Consider the following 23,100-nt stretch of genomic DNA (forward strand, 5'->3'; position numbering starts at 1 on the left):
TGATGCTGGACGACCTTCGACGCTTTTCTACCGACGCCTTTCCCGAGGCATTGCGCCAGTCCGCGCTGGACGAGGTGCTGGCCCGCGCGCTGGTGCGCAGCGAGGCTGCTGCTTCTGCTGCAGGGCAGGGGCTGCCGCCGCTCGCGGGGCATGTGTCGTCGCGCAGCTCCACGCTCGACTCGGTGTTCGTGCGGCTCGCGTCGTCGCCGCTGGTGCTGGTGCCCGATGGCGGCAATGCGCGGCATTCGGGGCGCGCGGTGTTGCTGTTCGTGCTGCTGAAGGGCAGCGGCGTGCTCGAAGAGCAGGGCGCATCGGTCGCGCTGACCGCCAACGCCGCCGTGCTGCTCGACCCCGCGCAACCGTGGCGGCTCGACCTGCGCACCGACTGCCGCGCGCTGCTGGTCAAGTTCGAGTCGGCGAGCTTCCTGCTGCGGCTGGTGCGCACCTGCAGCGCGGAGGCCAAGCGCATCACGCCCGCGCACGGCGTCGGCGCCATGTGCCTGACGATGGCCGAATCGCTGGCCGAGCAGATCGACCACCTGGGGCGCGACGACCTGCTCTCGGTCGAAGCGACGCTGACGGACCTGCTGGTCACGTGCCTGTCGCGCGAGGCCGACGATGTGAACGGGCCGGCCGACCTTGCCGAGCCATCGGACCATCCGACCTCGGTGCAACTGAGTCACCTGCGCCGCATCTGCCGCACCATCGAGGCGCGGCTGGGCGACGCGGAGCTGTCCATCGAGAGCGTCGCGCGGGTCGAGGGGCTGTCGACGCGCTACCTGCAGAAGCTCTTCAAGGTCGGCGCGACCAGCTTCAGCGAGTACCTGCGCGAGCGCCGGCTGGAGCGCTGCAAGCTCGACCTGGCCAACCGCGCGCTGAACCACTTCACGATTTCGGCGCTGTGCTTTCGGTGGGGCTTTGGCGATGCGGCCAATTTCAGCCGGGCGTTCACGGCGCGCTATGGGGTGTCGCCGAAGGCCTATCGCGCGCAGCCGCTGTCGCAGGCCGATGCGCTGCACGACCAGCGCGGGCGGCCGTTGAAGGGCAGCGAGGTCAAGCCGGCCGCGGACGCCGCGCCGGCACGCACGCCGCACAGCCCTTTTCAGGCGCTGCTGCGCGACCACGCCCGCTACGCCGTGGCGCTGGCGTTGACGCCGAAGCGCTCGGCTTCGCCTTCCACTTCAGCTTCAGCTTCCACTGCGGACGGCACCACGCCCAACCACTACTACCTGCCCGTGTCCGACAAGACGGTGCACTGGGGCTACCTGAGCCGCTCGCTGAAGCCGGTGATTTCGGTGCGCTCGGGCGACGTGGTGACCATCGAGACGCTCACGCAGCACGCCAGCGACGACCGCGAACGCATGATCGACGGCGACCCCGGCGCGGAGAGCGTCTTCCACTGGACCGCCGACAAGAAGGCCGTCGACCGTCGCGGCGCAGGCCCGATGGACGCCTCGATCTTCGGGCGCGGCGCGGGCGAGGGCTTCGGCGTGCACATCTGCACCGGCCCGGTGTACGTGCACGATGCCGAGCCGGGCGACGTGCTCGAAATCCGCATCCTCGACGTGCAGCCCCGGCCGAGCTGCAGCGCGGCGTTTCACGGGCGCATCTTCGGCAGCAACGCGGCGGCGTGGTGGGGCTTTCATTACCGCGACCAGATCACCGAGCCGAAGCAGCGCGAGGTGGTCACCATCTACGAGATAGACAACGGCGCACCCGAAGCACCGGTGGCGCGCGCGGTCTACAACTTCCGCTGGACGCCGCAGACCGACCCCTTCGGCGTGAAGCACGACACCATCGACTACCCGGGCGTGCCGGTCGATCCCCAGAGCATCGTCAAGCGCTTCGGCGTGCTCGAAAAGGCCCGCGTGCCGCTGCGCCCGCACTTCGGCATGCTGGCCGTGGCGCCGCGCGAGGCGGGGCTGGTCGACTCCATTCCGCCGGGCTACTTCGGCGGCAACCTGGACAACTGGCGCGCGGGCAAGGGCAGCAAGCTCTTCCTGCCGGTGTCGGTGCCAGGCGCGCTGTTCTCGGCCGGCGACCCGCATGCGTCGCAGGGCGACTCGGAGCTGTGCGGCACGGCCATCGAGTGTTCGCTGACGGGGGTGTTCCAGCTGGTGCTGCACAAGCGCTCGCAGATCGAGGGCGGGTTCCTGGCGGAGCTGAACTACCCGTTCCTGGAAACCGAGACCGAATGGGTGGTGCAGGGCTTCAGCTTTGCGAATCACCTGGCCGAGCTGGGGGCGGACGCACAGGCGCAGATCTACAAGAAGTCGTCGCTGGAAGGGGCGATGCGGGACGCGTTCAACAAGACGCGCCGTTACCTGATGCAGGCGCATTCGCTGGATGAAGACGAGGCGGTGTCGCTGATTTCGGTGGCCGTGGACTTTGCCGTGACGCAGGTGGTGGATGGGAATTGGGGGGTGCACGCGGTGATCAAGAAGGCGCTGTTTCCTGCTGACCTGGCGGGGTGAGCGCTTTTCAGGGCGGCCCGTGCACGTGCCTTGAAATTTCTTTTGCACCCCCTGCATCCAAACGCACCCCTGGTGTGTAGACCCTTCAGCAGCGAGGAGCTGCTGACCCTCTACAACCCCAGGAGTAATCTCATGCACACCTCCCGTTCCACCCGCTCTATCGCCGTGCTCGGCGCCGTTTCCGCCGCCGCCTTCCTGGCGGCCTGCGGCTCGATGTCCTCGGGCTCGATGGCGCCCGCCTTCAACCAGTCCAGCCTGCCGCCCACCATCCAGGTGCCGGCCGGCAACAAGGTCGCCATGGAAACCGTGGGCAAGGGCGACATCACCTATGAATGCCGCGACAAGGCCAACACCCCCGGCCAGACCGAGTGGGTGTTCGTCGGCCCCGATGCCAAGCTGTGGGACCGCAGCGGCAAGCAGGTCGGCAAGTACTACGGCCCGCCGGCCACCTGGGAGTCGATGGACGGCTCCAAGCTGACCGCCACGCAACTGGCCGTCGCGCCCTCGGGCCCCACCAGCCTGCCGTTCCAGCTGGTCAAGGCCAACCCGGCCATGGGCTCGGGCGCGATGACGGGCGTGACCTACATCCAGCGCGTGGCCCTGCAAGGCGGCGTGGCACCGGCGGCCATGCCATGCACCACGGCCACCAAGGGCCAGAAGCAGGTGGTGCAGTACCAGGCCGACTACATCTTCTACAAGGCGTCCTGATCCGGGGGTGAATGCGCGGCGGCGCGGGCGGGTCCGACTACCATCGGGCCCTTGTCCAACCCGCCGCCGCCTACCTTGCCCGCAGCAGACCCCTTCGACTACGACGCCGCCCTCATGGCCTGCGCCCGCGGCGACCGCCAGGCCCTGCAGCAGCTGTACCAGCGCGAGGGCCGCTACCTGATGGGCGTGGCGCTGCGCATCGTGCGCCAGCGCCAGCAGGCCGAAGACGTGCTGCACGACGCTTTCATCAGCATCTGGCAGCGCGCGGAAACCTTCAACCCGGCGCGCGGCGAAGGCCGCGGCTGGATCTACAGCGTGGTGCGCAACGCCGCGCTGAACATGGTGCGCAGCGGCGCGCGCCAGGTGCATGTGAGCGAAGACGCGGCCGAGGCCATCGACGACCAGGCCTCGCTCGCGGCGTATGCCTCGGCGGGCGACCCGTTCGAGCTGCGCGCCGACCTGGGCAAGCTCGAAGGCTGCCTGGGCGGGCTGGAGCCGGCGCGGCGCGACTGCATCCTGTATGCGTACGTGGAAGGCTGCTCGCACGGCGAGATTGCCGAGCGGCTGAACACGCCGCTGGGCACGGTGAAGTCGTGGATACAGCGCGGCATGCGCGCGCTGCGGGAGTGCATGGCATGAGCACGACGGGCCGCGACAACAACGGCAACAACCATTTCGAAGACATCGACGCGCTGGCGGGCGAGTACGTGCTGGGCACGCTCTCGGCCAGCGCACGCGCATCGGTGGAAGAGCGCATGCGCACGGAGCCCGCGCTGCACGACGCCGTGCAGGGCTGGGAAGCGCGGCTGCTGCCGCTGACGTCGCTGGCCGCGCCGGCGGAGCCCTCGCCCGCGCTGTGGACGCGCATCGAACGAACCTTGGGGCCGGTGACGGGCGCCACATCGGCGAAGGTCCAGCCGAGCGCGTCTCGTGCGTCGGGCCTGTCGGGCTGGTGGAACAACCTGCAGCTCTGGCGCGGCCTGGCCGCCGGCGGTTTCGCCGCCGCCGCGCTGATGGTGGCCGTGATGGTGACGCGCCCGCTGCCCACGCCGCAGTACATGGTGGTGCTGGTGGCGCCGCAGGACAAGGCGCCGGGCTGGGTGATCCAGACCAGTTCGTCGCGTCAGTTGAGCCTGGTGCCGCTGGGCACCTTCGAGGTGCCGCCGCAGAAGACGCTGCAGTTCTGGACCAAGGCCGACCAGTGGCGCGGCCCGGTGTCGCTGGGCCTGGTGAAGCAGGGCCAGACGCTGCGCATTCCGATCGACAAGCTGCCGCCGCTGGAAGCCAACCAGCTGTTCGAGCTGACGCTGGAGCCCGAGAACGGCTCGCCGATCGACCGGCCGACCGGGCCGATCCAGTTCATCGGCCGCGCGGTCAAGGTGCTGTAGCGGAAGCCTTCTGGCGTTCTGAGTCGCTCCTTCCCCTTCCGGGGGAAGGCCGGGATGGGGGCAGGCAGAGCGCCCACCGGATACGCCGCGTGCCCCCACCCCCGCCCTCCCCCGGGAGGGGAGGGAGAGAGGCAAAAACCTCGGGCACATGGCTGACATCGCGGACGTTCGGGCACTGCAGATAATCCGCCCATGATTGCCCTCGATTGCTACTACAGCCTCTCCTCGCCCTGGGCCTACCTCGGCGGCCCGCAACTGCAGGACATCGTGCGCCGCCACCACGTGCGGCTCACGCTCAAGCCCTACGACTTCCAGGCTGTGGTGCCGCAGACCGGCGGCATTCCGCTGAAGACGCGGCCCGAGCCGCGCCGCACGTACCACGCGCTGGAACTGGCGCGCTGGAGCGAGTACCTCGGCATGCCGATGAACCTGGCGCCCGCGCACTACCCCAAGGGTGCGCCGAGCGACCCGAACTGGAACAAGTACCCCGGCTGGATGGTGATTGCCGCGCAGCTGAAGGGGCTCGACGCGCAGCCGCTCTCGCATGCGCTGCTGCGCGCGCTCTGGGCGGAAGAGCGCGACACCTCGCAGGCCGACGTGCGCATTGCCGTGGCCATCGAGAACGGCTACGACGGCGCCTCGCTGCAGGCGCTGGAGCAGTCGGCCGAGACGCTGGCGGCCTACCGGGTCTACAGCGCCGAGGCGGTGGAAGCGGGCGTGTTCGGCGCGCCCACTTTCATCCTGAACGGCGAGCGCTTCTGGGGGCAGGACCGCCTGGCGTTCCTGGACCGGGCGCTGGACAAGCTGCGCGCAGCCTAGTAGTCGTCGCCCTGGAGCACCGCCTGCGCGGCGGTTCGCACGCGCTCGTCGGTGTCGTGAAGCGCCGCGTGCTCCACCGCCGCATGCCACGGCTGGCCGGCGGCCTTCCAGTAGCCGATGCTGCGGGCGGCTTGCCAGCGCACGTCGGCGTTGTCGTCTTTCGCTAGGCGCTCGGCCAGCACGGGCAGCAGGCGCTGGCCGATGGCATCGCCCAGCCCGCGCTCCCAGCAGAGGCTGGCCGCATGCCGGCGCACGAAGGCGTGGGGCGAGGCCAGGCCGCGCAGGGCTTCGTCGACCTCACCCGCACGCAGTTCGCAGTAGCCGCTGCCGGGGCGCAGGATGTCCAGCACCAGGCCGACCGTGGCCGGCGGGCCTTCAAGCAGCGCCTCGAGCGTCCGGTAGTCCAGTGGCAGCGGCGTGGGGTCGCGGAACGACGAGTAGGGCGCGCACAGGCCTTCGATGGCCATCCTGGCGGCATCGGTTTCGTTGCCCTCTGCCTGTTCGAGTTGCACCAGCAGCCAGTCGCTTTGCCCGAGATACGCCAGCGCCCGCGTGGCCCAGGCCCGGCCAGGCTCGTCGCGGGACGTGGCCATTTGGGTCTTCAGCGCGTCCAGCACCTCGGGCGTGGCCGCGCCGATGCGCCCGAGCAGCATCGCGCCGTCCCAGCCGTGCTTGCTCCTGCTCTTGCCGTGGTCCATGCGCGCGAGCAGCGCCGGCACGGCAGGCGCGCCGATGGCGCAGAGCTGTTCGGTGGCTTCCTCGGAGCCGATGGCGCCGTCGTTGCGGTGCAGGCGGCCCACCAGAAAGTCGATGCGTTCGGCCTCGGGCAAGGCGGCCACGCGCTGGCGTTCGCGGTCTTTCTTTTTCTCGTCCGGAAAGAGGCGGAAGAAGGCCTTGTCGCCGATGCAGCGCCGGGCCAGGTCGGTCGCATATTCCTCGTCGTGCACGAACACGACGAAATCGGGCGTGAGCTGGGATGCGTGGGGCGAGTCGCCGAGCGCCTCGCGCACCTTCTGCGAGGCGCTCACCAGCATGTCGAAGCAGTCTTTCTCGGCCTGCAGCCAGCCGGCGCGCGAGGCCTGGCGGGCGGCCTTGTCGGCCGCGCCGGCGACTTGGTTGAGCGCGTCGCTCTCGAAGTCGACGAGTTCGTGGTCCCAGTCGGCGGGGTTCCAGTCGGCGTCCCAGAAGTCGCCAGAGGCTTCTTCTTCGTCTTCGCGCGCGGCCACGGTGTTGGCGCCCAGCGAGGGCAGGCTGATGGTGCCGTCGCGCTCGCGGTACACGCCGTGGAAGGCGGCCACGTAGAACTGGTCGTCGGGGTTGTCGGCCAGCAACTCGCGCAGCGCACGCAGCGCATCCTCGACGATCAGCGGTTCCAGCGCTTTCCAGTGACTCATGCAGGCCTCTCCCTTGGGGTTTCGTTTGGGCCTGCGATCGTAAAGGGCGGTGCCGGTGGCGATAATCCCGGGGATGCGAATCCGCTTTACCAAGATGCAGGGAGCCGGCAACGATTTCGTCGTGCTGGACGAAACACGCGGCACGCTGGGCCTCAGCGCCGCGCAGTACCGCTTTCTGGCCGACCGCCATTTCGGCGTCGGCGCCGACCAGATCCTCACGGTGCGGCCTTCGCCGGCCGAGGGCATCGACTTTCAATACGTCATTCACAACGCCGACGGCGGCGAGGTGGAGCAGTGCGGCAACGGCGCGCGCTGCTTCATGCGCTTCGTCAGCGAACACAAGCTGACCGAGAAGACCGAGGTGCGCGTGCAGACGCTGGCCGGCGTGATTGCGCCGCGCATGGGCGCCGACGGCCGCGTCACCGTGGACATGGGCGCCCCCGTCTTCGAACCCGAACGCGTGCCTTTCGACCCCGCCGGGCTCGACGCGCAGCCCGACGGTTCATGGGAAAAGTGGCACCTTGCGCTGGGTACGCGTGCGGGCAGCGCTATCGTTTCCGTAGCGGTGCTGTCCATGGGCAACCCGCACGCGGTGCAGGTGGTCGACAACGTCGACACCGCCCCGGTGGCCGAGCAGGGCCCGCAGATCGAGCATCACCCGCGTTTTCCGCAGCGGGTGAACGCGGGCTTCATGCAGGTGGTGGACCGCTCGCACATCAAGCTGCGGGTGTTCGAGCGCGGCGCCGGCGAAACGCTGGCCTGCGGCACGGGCGCGTGCGCGGCGGTGGTGGCGGGCATCCGGCTCGGGCTGCTGGAGCGGCGGGTCGATGTGCAGACGCACGGCGGCGTGCTCACGATCGAGTGGCAGGGAGAAGGCCAGCCGGTGCTGATGACGGGGCCGGCCACGACGGTGTTCGAGGGCGACATCGAGGTACCCGAGCTGCCATGACCACTTTCACGAACAACAACGACGCCAACGCCATGAACCCGATCACCGAAGACGACATCGCCAACTACCTGGCGAACACGCCCGACTTCTTCGAGCGCCATGCCCAGCTGCTGGCGCAGGTGCAGCTCACCAGCCCGCACGGCAACCGCGCCGTGAGCCTGCAGGAGCGCCAGGCCGAGATGCTGCGCGAGAAGATCAAGGCGCTGGAGCATCGCCTGATGGACATGGTGCGCCACGGCACCGAGAACGTGGTCATTGCCGACCGCCTGCAGCGCTGGACCAGTGGCCTCTTGACCACGCGCGACCCGCGCAGCCTGCCGTACCGCATTGCGGTCGACCTGCAGTCGCTGTTCCTGGTGCCGCAGACGGCCATCAAGGTGTGGGACTGCAGCAGCGAATACCTGAACGAGGCCTATGCCCAGTGGGTGAGCGACGACGTGAAGGCGCTGGCCACCTCGCTGACCTCGCCGTACTGCGGGCTCAACGCGGGCTTCGAAGCGGCCAACTGGCTGCCCGAGCCGCAGGCGGCGATGTCGATCGCGCTGATTCCGCTGCGCGCCGACGCCGAGTCGCCGGCCTTCGGCATGCTGGTGCTGGCGTCGCCCGACGCGCAGCGCTTCAACGCCGAGATGGGCACCGACTTTCTCGAGCGCATTGCCGAGCTGGCCTCGGGCGGACTTTCGCGGCTGCGTCCTTGAAGCGCCCGCGCTGGTTGCGGCGGCCCTGGCAGGTCGTGCTGGCCGGTGGGTTGCTGGCCGGTGTGCTGGCCTACGTGGCCATCGGCGCCTTCATCTGGTGGCATGCCCAGGGGCTGCTCGCGCACCCGCCGCAGCGCCAGGCCGACGCGGCACTGGTGCTCGGCAGCCGCGCCTACCTCGACGGCAAGCCGCACCCCTGCCTGGCGGGGCGGGTCGATACCGCGGTGGCGATGGCCAAGACCGGGCTGGTGCGGCAACTCGCCTTTTCGGGCGGCGTCGATTCCGAAGACGGCCGCACCGAGGCCACGGCCATGAAGGAGCGCGCCGTGACGGCGGGCTTTGCCGGGCCGATGCTGCTGGAGCCGGCCTCGACCTCGACGCGGCTCAACCTGTCGCTGTCGCGCCCGATGCTGCTGGCGGCCGGCGTGCGCAGCGTGGTGATCGTGTCGGAGCCGTTTCACCTGTGGCGCATCGAGCGGCTGGTGAAGATGAGCGGTTTCGACCGGAGCTTCGACGTGCAGTACGCGGCGGCGCCCACGTCGTGCTGGAACGCGCTGGGGCCTTTGTCGAAGGGTGCATTGCGCGAGCCGGCAGCCATCGTGAACAATGCCTTCCGTGGCCTCCTCTTCTGAATCGCCGTTGCCGTTGCCGTTGCCGTTGCCGTTGCCGGCGGCCCAGCCCTTCCCGGCAGCACCCGACGCCTCCGGCTGGATCGAAAAATACCTCGAGCACGTGCGCGTGGAGCGCCGGCTCGCGGCCCGCACGCTCGAGCTCTACGCCTTCCACCTGAAATCGCTGACCGACAACGTGGCCGAGGCCAAGCTGTCGCTCGACCGCGTGCAGACCGCCCACGTGCGCCGCTGGATGGCGCAGCTGCATGCCTCGGGCCGCGAGCCGCGCGGCATTGCGCTGGTGCTGTCGTGCTGGCGCAGCTTCTACCGCTGGCTGGGCCATGAGGGCCTGATCGGCTTCAACCCGGTGCAGGATGTGCACGCCCCCAAGGCCGGCCGGCCGCTGCCCAAGGCGCTGGGCGTGGACGACGCGGTGCGCCTGGCCGAGCTGTACGACCCCGAGGCCGACCCCTGGACCGAGGCGCGCGACGGCGCGATCGTCGAGGTGCTGTACGGCTGCGGCCTGCGCGTGAGCGAGCTCACGGGGCTCGACGCGCAGCCCAGCGGCACGGCGCGCGGCTGGATCGACCTGGAGGCGCTCGACGCCAACGTGCTCGGCAAGGGCGGCAAGCGCCGCATCGTGCCGCTGGGCAGCAAGGCCGCCGAGGCGGTGCGCGACTGGCTGGCGGTGCGCGGCGACTGCGCTTCGATCACGGTGGCGCAGATGCGCGACCCGCAGGCCGCGGCCGCGCTCTTCATCGGTAGCAAGGGCACGCGCATGTCGTCTCAGGCGGTGTGGAAGCTGCTGCGCGAGCGCAGCCTGAAGGCCGGGCTGGCCGCGCCGGTGCACCCGCACATGCTGCGCCACTCATTCGCCAGCCACGTGCTGCAATCGAGCAGCGACCTGCGCGCGGTGCAGGAGCTGCTGGGCCACGCGAGCATCACGACCACGCAGGTCTATACGCGGCTGGATTTCCAGCACCTGGCCAAGGCCTACGACGCGGCACACCCGCGCGCCAAGGCCAAGCCCGAGAACGACAAGTAAGCCAATCCCAATGAAAACCCTTCGCCTCAAACCCGGCAAAGAGCGCTCGATGCAGCGCCGCCACCCCTGGGTCTTCGAATCCGCCATTGCACGCGGCGGCGCCGACTCGGGCGAGACGGTGCGCGTGGAATCCCACGACGGCGCCTTCCTCGCCTGGGCCGCGTTCAGCCCGGTCTCCAAGATCCGCGCGCGGGCCTGGAGCTTCGTGGAAACGCAGCGCATCGACGCGGCCTTTCTGGCCTCGGTGTGCGCGCGCGCCGTGAACGCCCGCGGGCTGTTCGACCTGCAGAGCGACGGCGTGCGGCTGATCCACGGCGAGGCCGACGGCCTGCCGGGGCTGATCGTCGACCGCTACGGCAGCGGTCCTGAAGGCGTGCTGGTGGCGCAGTTTCTTTCCGCCGGCGTGGAGCGCTGGAAAGACGCGCTGGCCGACGCGCTGCTCGCGGCCACCGGTCTCACCAGGCTCTACGAGCGTTCCGACGCCAGCGGGCGCGAGCGCGAGGGCCTGAAGCCCGTGACGGGCTGGCTGCGCGGCGAAGGGCCGACGGAAATCACCATTCGCGAGCACGGCTGGACGCTGTCGCTGGACATCGCCACCGGCCACAAGACCGGCTTCTACCTCGACCAGCGCGACAGCCGCCAGCGCTTTGCCGAGCTGGCGCAGCACCGGCGCTTCAGGCGCGTGCTGAACTGCTTCTGCTACACGGGCGGCTTCACCGTGGCGGCGCTGGCCGGGCTGAAGGCGGCCGGCGCGCTCGACGGCGCGGAGCTGGTGTCGGTCGATTCGTCGCTGCCCGCGCTGGAGCGCGCGCGCGCGAACCTGGCGCTCAACGGTTTCGAGGGGCAGGGCATCAAGGCGGAGTTCCTGGACGCCAACGTCAACACGATGCTGCGCGAGTTCGTCGACCAGGGCCGCACCTTCGACGCGATCGTGCTCGACCCGCCCAAGTTCGCGCCCACGGTGGCGCATGCCGAGCGCGCCGCGCGGGCCTACAAGGACATCAACCGGCTGGCGCTGAAGATCCTGGAGCCGGGCGGCGTGCTGCTGACCTTCTCGTGCTCGGGCGGCATCAGCGCCGACCTGTTCCACAAGATCGTGGCCTCGGCCGGGCTGGACGCGGGCGTGGACGGCTACATTGCCGAGCGCCTGGGCGCGGCGCCCGACCACCCGATGACCATCGAGTTTCCCGAGGGCGAGTACCTCAAGGGGCTGGTGGTGGTGCGCAAACCGCTTTGACGCGGTATTGACGGCGGCTTGAGCGGTCTTTTGCAGGGGGCTCAAAGGGCGTTCGAGAGGGGCTCGAAGGGCCCTTGACCCTGCCGCCAACGCAACTCAGTGGCATTGGCTAAACTGCCCGGCAGGTCTTTTCAGCCTTCCCGCGCCTTTCTTTCGTCCCCATTTCCCCGTTTTCCGCTTCCGGAGCAACTCCCCCATGGCCCTCATTCCCGCGACCATCCTCACCGGCTTCCTCGGCTCGGGCAAGACGACCTTGCTCAAACGCATCCTGACCGAAGCCCACGGCCAGAAGATCGCGGTCATCGAGAACGAGTTCGGCGAAGAGAACATCGACAGCGACATCCTGGTGACCGAGTCGAAAGAGCAGATCGTGCAGATGAGCAACGGCTGCGTGTGCTGCACCATCCGCGAAGACCTGCGCGAAGCGCTGCAGATGCTGGCCGCCAAGAAGCGCCAGGGCCTGCTGGACTTCGACCGCGTGGTGATCGAGACCACCGGCCTGGCCGACCCCGGCCCCGTGGCGCAGACCTTCTTCATGGACGACGAGATCGCAGAGAGCTACCTGCTCGACTCGATCCTGACGCTGGTGGACGCCAAGCACGCGCCGCAGCAGCTCAACGACCGCCAGGAAGCGCGCCGCCAGGTGGGCTTTGCCGACCAGATCTTCATCAGCAAGAGCGAGCTGGTGTCGGCCGAGGAGACCGAGGCGCTGATTCACCGCCTGAAGCACATGAACCCGCGCGCGCCGCAGCAGAAGGCGCACTTCGGCGACGTGCCGCTGAAGGACATCTTCGACCTGCGCGGCTTCAACCTGAACGCCAAGCTGGACATCGACCCCGACTTCCTGAAGGAAGACGACCACGACCATGGGCATGACCATGCGGGCCATGACCACGCGCCCGGCGAGGCCTGCGACCACCCCTCGCACAAGCACGAAGGCCACGGCCATCACCACCACACGGACGACGACGTCAAGAGCTTCGTCTACAAGGCCGACCGCCCGTTCGACCCCGCCAAGCTGGAAGACTTCCTGGGCGCGATCGTGAACATCTACGGCCCGCGCATGCTGCGCTACAAGGGCGTGCTGAGCATGAAGGGCACCGAGCGCAAGGTGATCTTCCAGGGCGTGCACCAGCTGATGGGCAGCGACCTGGGCCCGGAATGGGGCAAGGACGAGGCGCGCCAGAGCCGCATGGTGTTCATCGGCATCGAGCTGCCGCGCGAGATCCTGGAGCAGGGGCTGGAGCAGTGCCTGGTCTGAGCTGAAGCGCCCGCGCAGAAGGAAAAAAGGCGCTGGCCTCGCGGTCAGCGCCTTTTTTCATGGGGAGGCCGCGGCTCAGTTGCCCAGGGCGCCCAGCGGCTTGCCGTTGATCTTCAGGCTGCCGTCGCTGTACTCGACCTGGCCGGTCACGTCGTCGCCGTCGCGCTTCACGTAGCCCTTTTCCTCGCTCTGCTCGACCAGGCCGGCCACCATTTCGGGCGGGGGCGTCTGGCCGGTCTGGGCGCCGGTCTCGGCCATCTTCTCGAGCCACTTCATCGGCAGGCGCGCATTCGCCTTGAGCACGCCGCGCTTCATCAGCAAGGCGGTGCCGGGCAGTTGCAGGTCTTCATCGGTCACACCGGCCATGCCGGCCATGTAGCTGACCTCACCGCGCTTGCCGTCGATCTCGACCAGCATCCTGTCGACGCCGCCTTCGGGGCTGTATTTGGCCATGGCCTTCAGGTCGGGGGCCAACTGGTCGGCCATCGCCTTCATGGCGGCTTGCGCGGCCTTGCTGCCGCCCTTGCCGCAGCCGTTGGCCGCGCTCGACTGCATCCACGCATCGGCCACCTTCTTGTAGGTCGCGGCGTGAATGTGGCGGGCGCTGCTGGTCAGCTCGAACTTGTCGATCCTGGTCTCGCCGATCTTGCCGGCGCCCTTGACGGTGCCGCTGGAGGTGTACAGGCCGTCCTTGATGCTGGCCTCGCCGAGCAGGTCCAGGCCCTGCAGCATCACCGTGGCCACCACCTTGGGCGGCGTGTCGGCCGGAACGGCTTCGGCGCCCAGCGGGCCGCCGGTCTTCTTCACGACGAGCTCCAGCGTGTCGAGCTTGCCCTCGGTCTTGCCCGTGGCCAGGAACCAGCCGGCGCTGCTGTCCATGTCGGACTTTGCGGTGAGCTTGCCCATCTTCATGGTCGTGCCGGTGCGCGCGTCGCTGAAGTCCATGCCGGGCATGGCGAGGTCGTAGCGCACCTGCGTGCGCGCCGCGTTCACGACCATGTGCACCTGCGCGCCTTGCCAGGCGAACTTGCCCTTGCTGGCCTCGGAAAACTGGGCGGGCGCCACCGTCATGTCGGTGGTGAAGCCGCCGTCGAAGCCGACCTTGGTGTGGGCGGTGAGGGGCTTGGCGTCGCCGAACAGCTTCTTCACCTGGGCCTGCGTCTTGTCGTCGAGCACCAGTTCGCTGTCGATGGTGGCCGCCGCCAGCGAGCCGCCGGCCAGCGGGCCGTGGCGGATGGTGTCGCGGAAGGTGATGCGCAGCGGCTTGGACGGGGTGGCGTCGGCTTGCGCCTCGTCTTCGTCCGACTCTTCTTCCTCGGCGCCCTCGGGTTTCGCCGGCTTGGCCGGGGTTTGCGCGGTGGCGGTGGCGTCGGTGGCGCAGCCGATTTCCAGCGTCACGGTGCTGACGGCACCGAGGAAGCCGCGTTCGTATTGACGCTCGGTCACGCGCACCAGCGCGGTCTGCTTCGGCAACTCGTCGAGCGCGGTGTCGTAGCGCGACTTGACCTGCGACCCGGCCCACCAGGTGCTGCCGCCGTAGGCCACCGCGATGGCCGCGGCCAGGACTCCCAAAACTGCTTTCTTGCTCAAGGCTTTCTCTCTTTTATGTCGAATGATCGGATAGGCCCCCGCCGCCGTATGGACAAACACAGCCAGGCGCCGGGCCCGCGTTGCCTCCTCCGACAACGCCGGGCGATGCTAACGGAGTTGCCGGGCAAATTACCCGTCGGGTCGGCCGGCATGCAGAGACATCGCCCGCGCTGGCGAGTTCTCTATACAATCGCGCGCCTGTTCCGCCAGCCATGTCCGGTCCGCATGGACAAGATGTGACTTTCGGCACGGGGCGCCGCACGTTTCTGGCGGGCTTTCGGGGGTATAACCCCGGGGTTCGTCACTGGCGGGCACCCCGACAACGGAGACCCCGTGCGGCCTGAAGGCTGCCGAGGTCTCGATGGGAGGAGACACCCAGTGAAAGCGCGTTCCAGTTCGTCAAAGGAGCCAGTCACCGTGAAGACACCCGCCGCAAAGGCCACGCCAGCCACCAAGCCCGCCGCCAAGAAGGCGCCGGCTGCGAAGCAGGCTGTACCTGCGGCAAGGAAGGTTTCTTCCGCGGCACATGACTCCGACGCGAAGGAGAAAAGCGCATCCAAAAAGCCCGCAGCACCCACGGCCAAGGCCGAGACCGCTGCGACAAAGAAGTCCGCCAAGCCTGCAACTGCTGCGACCAAGACCGCAGGCGCGGGTCCATCGTCATCCAAACCCGTCGGCCGCCCTGCTGCCGTTCCTTCCGTCCCCTCGAGTCCCATGAAAAAAACGGCTGCCGCCTCCACTTCCGCCCCGGCGACACCCTCGATGCCCGCTCAAACCGCCACGCCCGCTCCCGCGCGTGGTGGCCGCGTGTCCCGGCTGTCGCAACTGACCGTTCCCTCGATGCCGCAATCCGTGGCCTCGACCGCGGCCAAGTCCAGTTTCTCGCAGGCGCCTTCCAACGCGCTGGTGCCGCCGCCGCCGCTGGCCGTCAAGAAAGATCCCAAGCTGGCCAACAACTGGAAGACCAAGACGCCCGCCGAGCTGAGCGACGCCGAAGTCATCGCCATGCCCGATGACGAGTACATGAACGACAAGCAGATGGCGTTCTTCCGCCTGAAGCTCGAAGAACTCAAGCGCGGCATCCTCGAGAACGCCGGCGAGACCACCGAGCACCTGCGCGAAGACACCGTGGTGGTGCCTGACCCGGCCGACCGCGCCACCATCGAGGAAGAGCACGCCCTGGAGCTGCGCACGCGCGACCGCGAACGCAAGCTGCTGAAGAAGATCGAGCAGTCGATCCAGCGCATCGACGCCGGCGACTACGGCTACTGCGACGAAACCGGCGAGCCGATCGGCGTGGGCCGCCTGCTGGCCCGCCCGACCGCCACGCTGTCGCTCGAGGCGCAACAGCGCCGTGAACTCAAGCAGAAGATGTTCGGGGATTGATCGAACGCAAGCCCAGGACACTTTTCGTTCGATAGTCTTCACCGCATGGCCAAGGAAGAATCGGGCCGCCTGCTCTCCAAGGTGGCCAAGTTTGTCCGCAATCCCCTGAAGGATTGGTCGGAGCTGGATGCGCCTTCCGCATCGGACTCCTCGCTGCCCGATCAGACCTACAGCCGCGAGATGCTGAAGGAAATGATCGAGCGGCGCCAGCGCAACGATTTCGTGCGCCGGCGCGAGTTCGACATGCTGCGCAAGCTGCGCCAGCGCGAAGCCGCCGCCCACGCCTTCGAGGCGACGGCAACGCCGTCTTCTTTCAATCCCAACAGCGCCTCCGGAAAACACGAGGGCCGCGCGCTCACGCTCAAGAAGATCGACGAGATCGAAGAGCAGATGTCGCAGCAGTGGTGGAAGGGCAGGGGGCCGAACGGCGAAACCCTGGTCAGCCCGCCGCCCGACGCCGGCGCCGAGACGCTGCCGCCCGTGCACACCGACGACCTGCCCGAGGAGTCGGCGCAGCGTGCGCCCGCCGTGGCGGTGCCCATGTCGCCCGCCGCGCCCGCGGCAGCCGTGTCGCCCGCGCATGCCGAAGTGGCTGAAGCCGCCGACGCTTTCGACCAGCCTTCCGTGCCGGCCAGCGGTGCGCCGCTGATGTCCTCGCGCCTGGCGCACGACAGCGCGCTCGAAGAAGCCGTGATCCGCTTTGCGCACGGCGACGACACCGGCGCCGAAGCGGTTCTGCTGCAGGCGCTGGCCTCCGAGAGCGCCTCGCCCGACGACACCGACAACGGCCCCGCCGCCGAGCGCGACGACGGCCGCTGGCGCGCCCTGTTCGACCTGTACCGCGCCACGGGCGACGCCGCGAAGTTCGCGTCGGCCCGCATGCGCTTCGCCCAGCGCATGCGGCGCATGGGGCCCGACTGGGTCTCGCTCGAGGAGCTCGCGCGCAGCGTCAAGGCCGTCACCGCGAGCGAGGAGGCCGGTGCGGCTTCCGACGGCGGTGCCCATGCCGACTGGGCCTGCCCGCCGCGCCTGGCGCGCGATGGCTTGATGGAACTTACGCGCGCGCTGTCGAAGGCCGGATCGGTCTGGACGCTCGACTGGCGCGCACTGACCGCGGTGGAGGCCGAGGCGGCCGCGCCGCTGCGCGTGCTGTTCAACCACTGGTCCGATTCGCCCGTGCAGCTGCGCTTCATGGGTTCGGCGCAGTTGCTGGCCGTGCTGTCGGAGGCGGCGCCCAACAACGAGCGCGGCACCGACGACGTGTGGTGGCAGCTGCACCTGGCCGCGCTGCGGCTGATGCACCTGCCCGACGACTTCGAGCTGGTGGCGCTGAACTACTGCATCACCTACGAGGTGTCCCCGCCGTCGTGGCAGGACCCGCGCGGCGAATGCACCGCGCTGGCCGCGCCGCCGGTGAGCCGCTCCAGCTCGGTGTGGTCGCTGCTGTCGGTCGGCGGCGATTCGGAGAGCTTCCCGTCGCACGACACCGGCTTTGCCGCGCTGGCGGGCGATTTGCGGGGCGAGTCGCTGTCGTCGTGGCAGCGGCTGGACAACGACCTGCGGCACACCACCGCGCCGGTCATTTCATGCGCCGCGCTGCTGCGCATGGACCTGGCCGCCGCCGGCACGCTGCTGAGCTGGGTGCGCGCGCGGGACGCCAATGGCGAGCGGGTGCAGTTCGTCGATGCGCACAGGCTCATTGCCGCCCTGTTCAACCTGGTCGGCATCGCCGATCACGCCACGGTGACGGTCAGGAAGAACTGACCCTTCACGGGCCTCTTCGGAGGCCGCACCAGCGGCCCGGCCCGGCCGGTTGCGCGGTGGTTCCGGAATGGATTCGGGTCGTAACAAGGGGGTTGCATTGCATCCCCGCACCCCCAGATGGCTGCGATGGAACAGTTTCACGGCACCACCATCGTGAGCGTGCGCCGCAAGACCCCCCAAGGCGATCAGGTCGCCATTGGCGGGGACGGGCAGGTCACTCTCGGCAATATCGTCATCAAGGGCACCGCGCGCAAAGTGCGCCGCCTGTATCACGGCAAGGTGCTCGCCGGCTTTGCCGGCGCCACGGCCGACGCCTTCACGCTCTTCGAGCGCTTCGAGGCCAAGCTCGAAAAGCACCAGGGTCACCTGACCCGCGCGGCGGTCGAGCTCACGAAAGACTGGCGCACCGACCGCGTGCTGCGCAAGCTCGAGGCCATGCTGGCCGTGGCCGACGCGACCACCTCGCTCATCATCACCGGCAACGGCGACGTGCTGGAACCCGAAGACGGCGTGATCGCCATCGGTTCGGGCGGCGCGTATGCCCAGTCGGCGGCCAAGGCGCTGATCGAGAACACCGAGCTCTCGGCCGAGCAGATCGTGCGCAAATCGCTGGGGATCGCCGGAGAAATCTGCATTTACACGAACATGAACCACACGGTGGAAGCGCTCTGACCATGTCCATGACCCCCCAGGAAATCGTCTCCGAGCTCGACAACCACATCGTCGGGCAGCCCGCCGCCAAGCGCGCCGTGGCCATTGCGCTGCGCAACCGCTGGCGCCGCCAGCAGGTCGACGACAAGCTGCGCCACGAGATCACGCCCAAGAACATCCTCATGATCGGCCCCACGGGCGTGGGCAAGACCGAGATCGCCCGCCGCCTCGCGCGCCTGGCCGATGCGCCCTTCATCAAGGTCGAGGCCACCAAGTTCACCGAGGTGGGCTACGTGGGCAAGGACGTCGATTCGATCATCCGCGACCTCGCCGAAATCGCCGTCAAGCAGACGCGCGAATCGGAGAGCGTGAAGGTGCGCGCGCGCGCCGAGGACGCGGCCGAGGAACGCATCCTCGACGTGCTGCTGCCGCCCGCGCGCGGGGCCGATGGCGGCGCCGCCGGCACCCCTGCCGCCGACGGCAACAACACCACCCGCCAGGCCTTTCGCAAGAAGCTGCGCGAGCACCAGCTCGACGACAAGGAGATCGAACTCGACCTCGCCGAGACGCGTGCGCCGCTGGAGATCATGGGCCCGGCCGGCATGGAGGAAATGACCGAGCAACTGCGCGGCATGTTCGGCCAGATGGGCGGCGGCAAGCGCAAGACGCGCAAGCTCAAGATCTCCGAGGCGATGCGCCTGCTGGTCGACGAGGAAGCCGCCAAGCTGGTGAACGAGGACGAGATCCGCGCGCAGGCCATCACCAACGCGGAGCAGAACGGCATCGTCTTCATCGACGAGATCGACAAGGTCGCCACGCGCAGCGAGGCGCAGGGCTCCGACGTGTCGCGCCAGGGTGTGCAGCGCGACTTGCTGCCGCTGGTGGAAGGCACGGCGGTCACCACCAAGTACGGCGTGGTGCGCACCGACCACATGCTGTTCATTGCGAGCGGCGCGTTCCACCTGAGCAAGCCGAGCGACCTGATCCCCGAGCTGCAGGGGCGCTTTCCGATTCGCGTGGAGCTGCAGTCGCTTTCGGTGGCGGACTTCGAAAGCATCCTCACGCAGACGCGTGCGTCGCTCGTGAAGCAGTACCAGGCGCTGCTGGCCACCGAAGGCGTGACGCTCGAGTTCACGCCCGAAGGCGTGAATCGCCTGGCCGCCATCGCCTTCGAGGTGAACGAGCGCACGGAGAACATCGGCGCACGCCGTCTGTCGACCGTGATGGAGCGTTTGCTGGATGAGGTAAGCTTCGACGCGACCCGTCTCGAAGGGCAATCGATCCGCATCGATGCCGCCTATGTCGACGAGCGCCTTGCGGCACTAAGTCACGACGAAGACCTTTCGCGCTTCATTCTCTGAAGCCGCTTCCATTGCCTCTGTTACGGGGCAATGCTTCACGCATCACTTTCACTGCGTGAGCTAAGTAGTTCATTCTCAACGAAATTCGCCGATTCCAAGGATTTGGAATCGGCGCTAAGTTGTTGATTCCATTACAAAAAATACCACCTACGGCCAGTTGCTTCCTAAGTGTTTCCTGCTACAGTGCAAAAAAGTGCAGTTAAGTGGGAAAAAGTGCGGGTAGTGCCTCTTTCGGGTGCTGCAGCACTCCCAACACAGGGGTTTCGTGGTCGTGTTTCAAGGCGCTTCATCGCTCAGTCTGGATGCCAAGGGGCGGCTCTCCGTGCCGACCCGGCATCGCGACGTCCTGAGCGCCACGGCAGGCGGCCAGCTCACGATCACCAAGCATCCGCACGGATGTCTGATGGTGTTCCCCCGTCCCGAATGGGAAAAATTCCGCGAACGCATCGCCGCCTTGCCGATGTCGGCACAGTGGTGGAAGCGCGTCTTCCTGGGCAATGCCATGGACGTCGAGATGGACGGCACCGGCCGCATCCTGGTGTCGCCCGAACTGCGCGCGGCCACCGGCATTGCGCGCGACACCCTGCTGCTGGGCATGGGCAACCACTTCGAACTCTGGGACAAGGCCACGTACGAGGCCAAGGAGGCTGAGGCCACCCAGGGCGAGATGCCGGATGTGTTTCAGGACTTCGCGTTCTGAGGACTCACGTGAACACCCCATGGACCCATACGACCGTCTTGCTGAACGAAGCGGTGGAAGCTCTTCTTTCAGGCAGCACGGAAGCCTCCGGCACCTACGTGGACGCCACCTTCGGGCGGGGAGGGCATGCGCGCGCAATCCTCTCCAGGCTGGGGCCGCAGGGCAGGCTGATCGCATTCGACAAGGATGCGGAAGCAGTGGCCGAAGCAGCGCGCATCTCCGATGCGCGTTTTTCCATCCGGCACCAGGGATTCCGTTCGCTGGGCGAGCTGCCCGACGCGAGCGTCACCGGCTTGCTGATGGACCTGGGCGTGAGCTCGCCCCAGATCGACAACCCGGTGCGCGGTTTCAGTTTTCGTTTCGACGGCCCGCTCGACATGCGCATGGACACCACGCGCGGCGAGAGCGTGGCCGAGTGGCTGGCGACAGCCGAACTTCAGCAGATTGCAGAGGTGATCCGTGACTATGGCGAAGAACGGTTTGCTGTTCAGATTGCAAAGGCGATTGTTGCTCGCCGACAAGAACGGGGCCCAATTTCAACCACCACCGAACTGGCCGAGCTCGTGGCTGGCACGGTCAAAACCCGCGAGCAGGGCCAGAACCCTGCAACGCGCACATTTCAGGCTTTTCGGATTTTCATCAACGCCGAGCTTGAAGAGCTGCAACAGGCGCTAGAAGCGAGCCTGTCCGTGCTGCAGCCCGGCGGCCGGCTCGCGGTGATCAGCTTCCACTCGCTGGAAGACCGCATCGTGAAGCAGTTCATCGCGAAGCACTCCAAGGAGGTCTACGACCGCCGTGCGCCGTTTGCCGCGCCCAAGGTGATGAAGCTGCGCGCGCTGGAGCGCATCAAGCCGTCCGAAGAGGAAGTGCGCGGCAACCCCCGCTCGCGCAGCGCCATTCTTCGCGTGGCCGAACGCACGGAGGCCGACTGACATGGCCCGTGTGAACCTGCTGCTGATGCTGGCCGTCATTGCGACGGCATTGTTCCTGGTGCATACGCAGTACCAGTCGCGCCAGCTCTACACCGAGCTCGACCGCGCGCAGCAGGAAGCCCGCAGGCTGGAGCTCGACCGTGACCGCCTGCAGGTCGAGAAGCGCGCCCAGGCCACGCCGCTGCGCGTGGAAAAGCTCGCCAAGGAGCAGCTGCAGATGCGCACCACCTCGCCGGCCATCACGCAGTACGTGCGCCCCGACGGCTCGGTGATCCCGGCCGTGGCCCCGGTGGCACCGGTCGTGCCCGTCACGTCGGCGGCCAGGCCCACCGCCAAGCCCGTTGCCAGGCCGGCCACCGCAGCGAGGTCCGCACGATGACCGGCGACAACCGCAGCGTGCGCTACACCACCAGCCCCTTGCTCGCGAGCAAGACGCCGGTGTGGCGCAGCAAGTTCATCGTGGCCGGCATCGCGCTGGGCTTCGTCATGCTGGCGGCCCGCGCCGCGTACGTGCAGGTGCTGAACAACAGCTTCTTCCAGCGCCAGGGCGAAGTGCGCTTTGCGCGCACGCTCGAGCTGCCGGCCAACCGCGGCCGCATCCTCGACCGCAACGGGCTCATCCTCGCGTCGAGCGTGGTGGCGCCCAGCATCTGGGCCATTCCCGAAGACATCGAACGCGACGACCCCGAGGTGCGCGCCAAGCTCAAGCAGGTGGCCAAGCTGCTCGAGATGCCGCAGAAGGACTTCGACAAGAAGCTCGAGGACGAGGACAAGACCTTCGTGTGGGTCAAGCGCCAGGTCGACGAGCCCATCGCCAAGCAGATTGCCGCGCTCGGCATCAAGGGCCTGTACCAGCGCCGCGAATACAAGCGCCAGTACCCCGAAGGCGAAGCCGCCGCGCACGTGGTCGGTTTCACCAACGTGGAAGACAGCGGGCAGGAAGGCATCGAGCTCGCGTTCAACAAGGACCTGGCCGGCAAGGCCGGGTCGCGCCGCGTCATCAAGGACCGCCTGGGGCGCGTGGTCGAAGGCGTGGGCGACACCGTGCCGCCGCTGGACGGCAAGGACATCCAGTTGAGCGTCGACAGCAAGGTGCAGTTCTTCGCGTACCAGAAGCTGCGCGACGCCGTGACGGCGCGCAAGGCCAAGGCCGGCAGCGTGGTGGTGCTCGACAGCATCACGGGCGAAGTGCTGGCGCTGGCCAACTACCCGAGCTACGTGCCCGACAAGCGCCAGAACCTCACCGGCGAGCAGCTGCGCAACCGCGCCGTGACCGACACCTTCGAGCCCGGCTCGACCATGAAGCCCATCACGGTCGGCATGGCGATGGAAGCCGGCCGCGTGAAGCCCTCGACGCTGATCGACACCGCGCCCGGCCGCTTCCAGATCGGCGGCTTCACCATCAGCGACACGCACAACTACGGCACGCTGACGGTCGAGGGCGTGATCCAGAAGTCGAGCAACGTCGGCGCGCTCAAGATCGCCCAGAAGATGACCCCGCACGAGATGTGGGACACCTACACCGCGCTGGGCTACGGCCAGAAGCCGCAGATCCAGTTCCCCGGCGCCGTCACCGGCCGCCTGCGTCCCTGGAAGACCTGGAAGCCGGTCGAGCAGGCCACCATGGCCTACGGCTACGGCCTGTCGGCGTCGCTGTTCCAGATGGCGCATTCGTACACCTCGTTCGCGCACGACGGTTCGCTCATTCCCGTCACCATCCTGAAGAACACCGAGCCGCCGGTCGGCGTGCGCGTGTTCTCGCCGTCCAACGCACTGGCCGTTCGCAAGATGCTGCAGATGGCTGCCGGCCCGGGCGGCACCGGCACGCGCGCGCAGACGGTCGGCTATTCGGTAGGCGGCAAGTCGGGCACGGCGCACAAACAGGTTGGCAAGGGTTACGCGAGTAACAAATACCGTGCGTGGTTCACTGGCATGGCACCGATCGAAAAGCCGCGCATCATCGTGGCCGTGATGATCGACGAGCCGACCGACGGCCAGTATTTCGGCGGGCTGGCAGCAGCCCCCGTGTTCAGCGAAGTCGTGCAGCAGACGCTGCGCATGATGAACGTACCGCCCGACCTGGCGGTCAAACCGCTTGTGATGACGCAGGGCGTCGACGAGAGCTTCTGAAC

General features: G+C 68.1%; 21 protein-coding genes. 19 read left to right on the forward strand and 2 right to left on the reverse strand.

What is annotated here, in order from left to right:
- Positions 1-2 precede the first annotated feature (2 nt).
- From BM004_RS01255 to BM004_RS01275, 5 genes are all read left to right on the forward strand, one after another.
- Positions 3-2,474, forward strand: a complete 2,472-nt coding sequence (locus tag BM004_RS01255) for an acetamidase/formamidase family protein (RefSeq protein WP_093210800.1) — start codon at positions 3-5, stop codon at positions 2,472-2,474.
- A gap of 132 nt (positions 2,475-2,606) precedes the next feature.
- Entirely contained in the window at positions 2,607-3,182 is a 576-nt protein-coding gene (locus tag BM004_RS01260) for a DUF3455 domain-containing protein (protein ID WP_093210802.1), read from the forward strand.
- Positions 3,183-3,296: 114 nt separating this feature from the next.
- Positions 3,297-3,821: a sigma-70 family RNA polymerase sigma factor gene (locus tag BM004_RS01265; protein ID WP_093210804.1), complete on the forward strand. Its 525-nt coding sequence runs from the start codon at positions 3,297-3,299 to the stop codon at positions 3,819-3,821.
- Positions 3,818-4,570, forward strand: a complete 753-nt coding sequence (locus tag BM004_RS01270) for an anti-sigma factor (protein ID WP_093210805.1) — start codon at positions 3,818-3,820, stop codon at positions 4,568-4,570. The genes BM004_RS01265 and BM004_RS01270 overlap by 4 nt, the downstream gene beginning before the upstream one ends.
- Positions 4,571-4,762: 192 nt before the next feature.
- Positions 4,763-5,389, forward strand: a complete 627-nt coding sequence (locus BM004_RS01275) for a 2-hydroxychromene-2-carboxylate isomerase (RefSeq protein ID WP_093210807.1) — start codon at positions 4,763-4,765, stop codon at positions 5,387-5,389.
- Here the strand turns inward: BM004_RS01275 and BM004_RS01280 are convergent.
- Positions 5,386-6,783, reverse strand: a complete 1,398-nt coding sequence (locus BM004_RS01280) for a DUF4303 domain-containing protein (protein ID WP_093210809.1) — start codon at positions 6,781-6,783, stop codon at positions 5,386-5,388. The genes BM004_RS01275 and BM004_RS01280 overlap by 4 nt on opposite strands.
- A 73-nt stretch (positions 6,784-6,856) precedes the next feature.
- Here BM004_RS01280 and dapF point away from each other — a divergent pair, with 73 nt between their 5' ends.
- From dapF to BM004_RS01310, 6 genes are all read left to right on the forward strand, one after another.
- The gene (gene dapF / locus BM004_RS01285) at positions 6,857-7,732 is read left to right on the forward strand and encodes a diaminopimelate epimerase (protein WP_093210811.1); all 876 of its coding nucleotides are present in this window, start codon (positions 6,857-6,859) and stop codon (positions 7,730-7,732) included.
- Positions 7,729-8,430 (forward strand): DUF484 family protein, encoded by a 702-nt coding sequence (locus tag BM004_RS01290; protein ID WP_093126165.1) that lies wholly within the window; start codon positions 7,729-7,731, stop codon positions 8,428-8,430. Before dapF ends, BM004_RS01290 begins: the two co-directional genes overlap by 4 nt.
- Positions 8,427-9,062 carry a YdcF family protein gene (locus BM004_RS01295; RefSeq protein ID WP_093210813.1) on the forward strand — a complete coding sequence of 212 codons (636 nt, stop codon included), beginning with the start codon at positions 8,427-8,429 and terminating at the stop codon, positions 9,060-9,062. The genes BM004_RS01290 and BM004_RS01295 overlap by 4 nt, the downstream gene beginning before the upstream one ends.
- Positions 9,037-10,086, forward strand: coding sequence for a tyrosine recombinase XerC (locus BM004_RS01300; protein WP_371268828.1), 1,050 nt, complete (start codon positions 9,037-9,039; stop codon positions 10,084-10,086). Before BM004_RS01295 ends, BM004_RS01300 begins: the two co-directional genes overlap by 26 nt.
- 10 nt (positions 10,087-10,096) lie before the next feature.
- Entirely contained in the window at positions 10,097-11,323 is a 1,227-nt protein-coding gene (locus tag BM004_RS01305; protein ID WP_093210815.1) for a class I SAM-dependent rRNA methyltransferase, read from the forward strand.
- A 196-nt stretch (positions 11,324-11,519) separates the two neighbouring features.
- A complete protein-coding gene (locus BM004_RS01310) occupies positions 11,520-12,584 on the forward strand; it encodes a CobW family GTP-binding protein (protein WP_093126154.1) in 1,065 nt (354 codons plus the stop codon).
- Positions 12,585-12,659: 75 nt separating this feature from the next.
- On the opposite strand, the gene BM004_RS01315 is transcribed toward BM004_RS01310, so the two are convergent.
- The gene (locus BM004_RS01315; protein ID WP_256219744.1) at positions 12,660-14,174 is read right to left on the reverse strand and encodes a YdgA family protein; all 1,515 of its coding nucleotides are present in this window, start codon (positions 14,172-14,174) and stop codon (positions 12,660-12,662) included.
- Positions 14,175-14,936: 762 nt separating this feature from the next.
- Between BM004_RS01315 and dksA the strand changes: the two genes are divergently transcribed.
- The 8 genes from dksA (at position 14,937) to BM004_RS01355 (ending at position 23,098) form a co-directional block, all read left to right on the forward strand.
- A complete protein-coding gene (gene dksA / locus BM004_RS42450) occupies positions 14,937-15,560 on the forward strand; it encodes an RNA polymerase-binding protein DksA (RefSeq protein ID WP_093126148.1) in 624 nt (207 codons plus the stop codon).
- Between the two features lie 45 nt (positions 15,561-15,605).
- Complete coding sequence (locus BM004_RS01325; protein WP_093210818.1) at positions 15,606-17,324, forward strand: STAS domain-containing protein; 1,719 nt, start codon at positions 15,606-15,608, stop codon at positions 17,322-17,324.
- A gap of 126 nt (positions 17,325-17,450) precedes the next feature.
- Positions 17,451-17,996, forward strand: coding sequence for an ATP-dependent protease subunit HslV (hslV, locus tag BM004_RS01330; RefSeq protein ID WP_093126143.1), 546 nt, complete (start codon positions 17,451-17,453; stop codon positions 17,994-17,996).
- Between the two features lie 2 nt (positions 17,997-17,998).
- Positions 17,999-19,336: an ATP-dependent protease ATPase subunit HslU gene (hslU, locus tag BM004_RS01335; RefSeq protein WP_093210820.1), complete on the forward strand. Its 1,338-nt coding sequence runs from the start codon at positions 17,999-18,001 to the stop codon at positions 19,334-19,336.
- A gap of 271 nt (positions 19,337-19,607) precedes the next feature.
- Positions 19,608-20,036: a division/cell wall cluster transcriptional repressor MraZ gene (gene mraZ / locus BM004_RS01340; protein WP_013539433.1), complete on the forward strand. Its 429-nt coding sequence runs from the start codon at positions 19,608-19,610 to the stop codon at positions 20,034-20,036.
- Positions 20,037-20,044: 8 nt separating this feature from the next.
- Entirely contained in the window at positions 20,045-20,968 is a 924-nt protein-coding gene (rsmH, locus tag BM004_RS01345) for a 16S rRNA (cytosine(1402)-N(4))-methyltransferase RsmH (RefSeq protein ID WP_093210822.1), read from the forward strand.
- A gap of 1 nt (position 20,969) precedes the next feature.
- The gene (gene ftsL / locus BM004_RS01350) at positions 20,970-21,347 is read left to right on the forward strand and encodes a cell division protein FtsL (protein ID WP_093210824.1); all 378 of its coding nucleotides are present in this window, start codon (positions 20,970-20,972) and stop codon (positions 21,345-21,347) included.
- Positions 21,344-23,098 carry a peptidoglycan D,D-transpeptidase FtsI family protein gene (locus tag BM004_RS01355; protein WP_093210826.1) on the forward strand — a complete coding sequence of 585 codons (1,755 nt, stop codon included), beginning with the start codon at positions 21,344-21,346 and terminating at the stop codon, positions 23,096-23,098. The genes ftsL and BM004_RS01355 overlap by 4 nt, the downstream gene beginning before the upstream one ends.
- Positions 23,099-23,100: the final 2 nt, after the last annotated feature.

This window comes from Variovorax sp. OK212, from assembly GCF_900112425.1.
GTDB lineage: Bacteria > Pseudomonadota > Gammaproteobacteria > Burkholderiales > Burkholderiaceae_C > Variovorax.

What these genes read in the sequence shown, in the direction of transcription:
- BM004_RS01255 (WP_093210800.1), top strand. Translation starts at nt 3, where the DNA reads ATGCTGGACGACCTTCGACGCTTTTCTACCGACGCCTTTCCCGAGGCA.
- BM004_RS01260 (WP_093210802.1), top strand. Translation starts at nt 2,607, where the DNA reads ATGCACACCTCCCGTTCCACCCGCTCTATCGCCGTGCTCGGCGCCGTT.
- BM004_RS01265 (WP_093210804.1), top strand. Translation starts at nt 3,297, where the DNA reads ATGGCCTGCGCCCGCGGCGACCGCCAGGCCCTGCAGCAGCTGTACCAG.
- BM004_RS01270 (WP_093210805.1), top strand. Translation starts at nt 3,818, where the DNA reads ATGAGCACGACGGGCCGCGACAACAACGGCAACAACCATTTCGAAGAC.
- BM004_RS01275 (WP_093210807.1), top strand. Translation starts at nt 4,763, where the DNA reads ATGATTGCCCTCGATTGCTACTACAGCCTCTCCTCGCCCTGGGCCTAC.
- BM004_RS01280 (WP_093210809.1), bottom strand. Translation starts at nt 6,783, where the DNA reads ATGAGTCACTGGAAAGCGCTGGAACCGCTGATCGTCGAGGATGCGCTG.
- dapF (WP_093210811.1), top strand. Translation starts at nt 6,857, where the DNA reads ATGCGAATCCGCTTTACCAAGATGCAGGGAGCCGGCAACGATTTCGTC.
- BM004_RS01290 (WP_093126165.1), top strand. Translation starts at nt 7,729, where the DNA reads ATGACCACTTTCACGAACAACAACGACGCCAACGCCATGAACCCGATC.
- BM004_RS01300 (WP_371268828.1), top strand. Translation starts at nt 9,037, where the DNA reads ATGCCTTCCGTGGCCTCCTCTTCTGAATCGCCGTTGCCGTTGCCGTTG.
- BM004_RS01305 (WP_093210815.1), top strand. Translation starts at nt 10,097, where the DNA reads ATGAAAACCCTTCGCCTCAAACCCGGCAAAGAGCGCTCGATGCAGCGC.
- BM004_RS01310 (WP_093126154.1), top strand. Translation starts at nt 11,520, where the DNA reads ATGGCCCTCATTCCCGCGACCATCCTCACCGGCTTCCTCGGCTCGGGC.
- dksA (WP_093126148.1), top strand. Translation starts at nt 14,937, where the DNA reads ATGCCCGCTCAAACCGCCACGCCCGCTCCCGCGCGTGGTGGCCGCGTG.
- BM004_RS01325 (WP_093210818.1), top strand. Translation starts at nt 15,606, where the DNA reads ATGGCCAAGGAAGAATCGGGCCGCCTGCTCTCCAAGGTGGCCAAGTTT.
- hslV (WP_093126143.1), top strand. Translation starts at nt 17,451, where the DNA reads ATGGAACAGTTTCACGGCACCACCATCGTGAGCGTGCGCCGCAAGACC.
- hslU (WP_093210820.1), top strand. Translation starts at nt 17,999, where the DNA reads ATGTCCATGACCCCCCAGGAAATCGTCTCCGAGCTCGACAACCACATC.
- ftsL (WP_093210824.1), top strand. Translation starts at nt 20,970, where the DNA reads ATGGCCCGTGTGAACCTGCTGCTGATGCTGGCCGTCATTGCGACGGCA.
- BM004_RS01355 (WP_093210826.1), top strand. Translation starts at nt 21,344, where the DNA reads ATGACCGGCGACAACCGCAGCGTGCGCTACACCACCAGCCCCTTGCTC.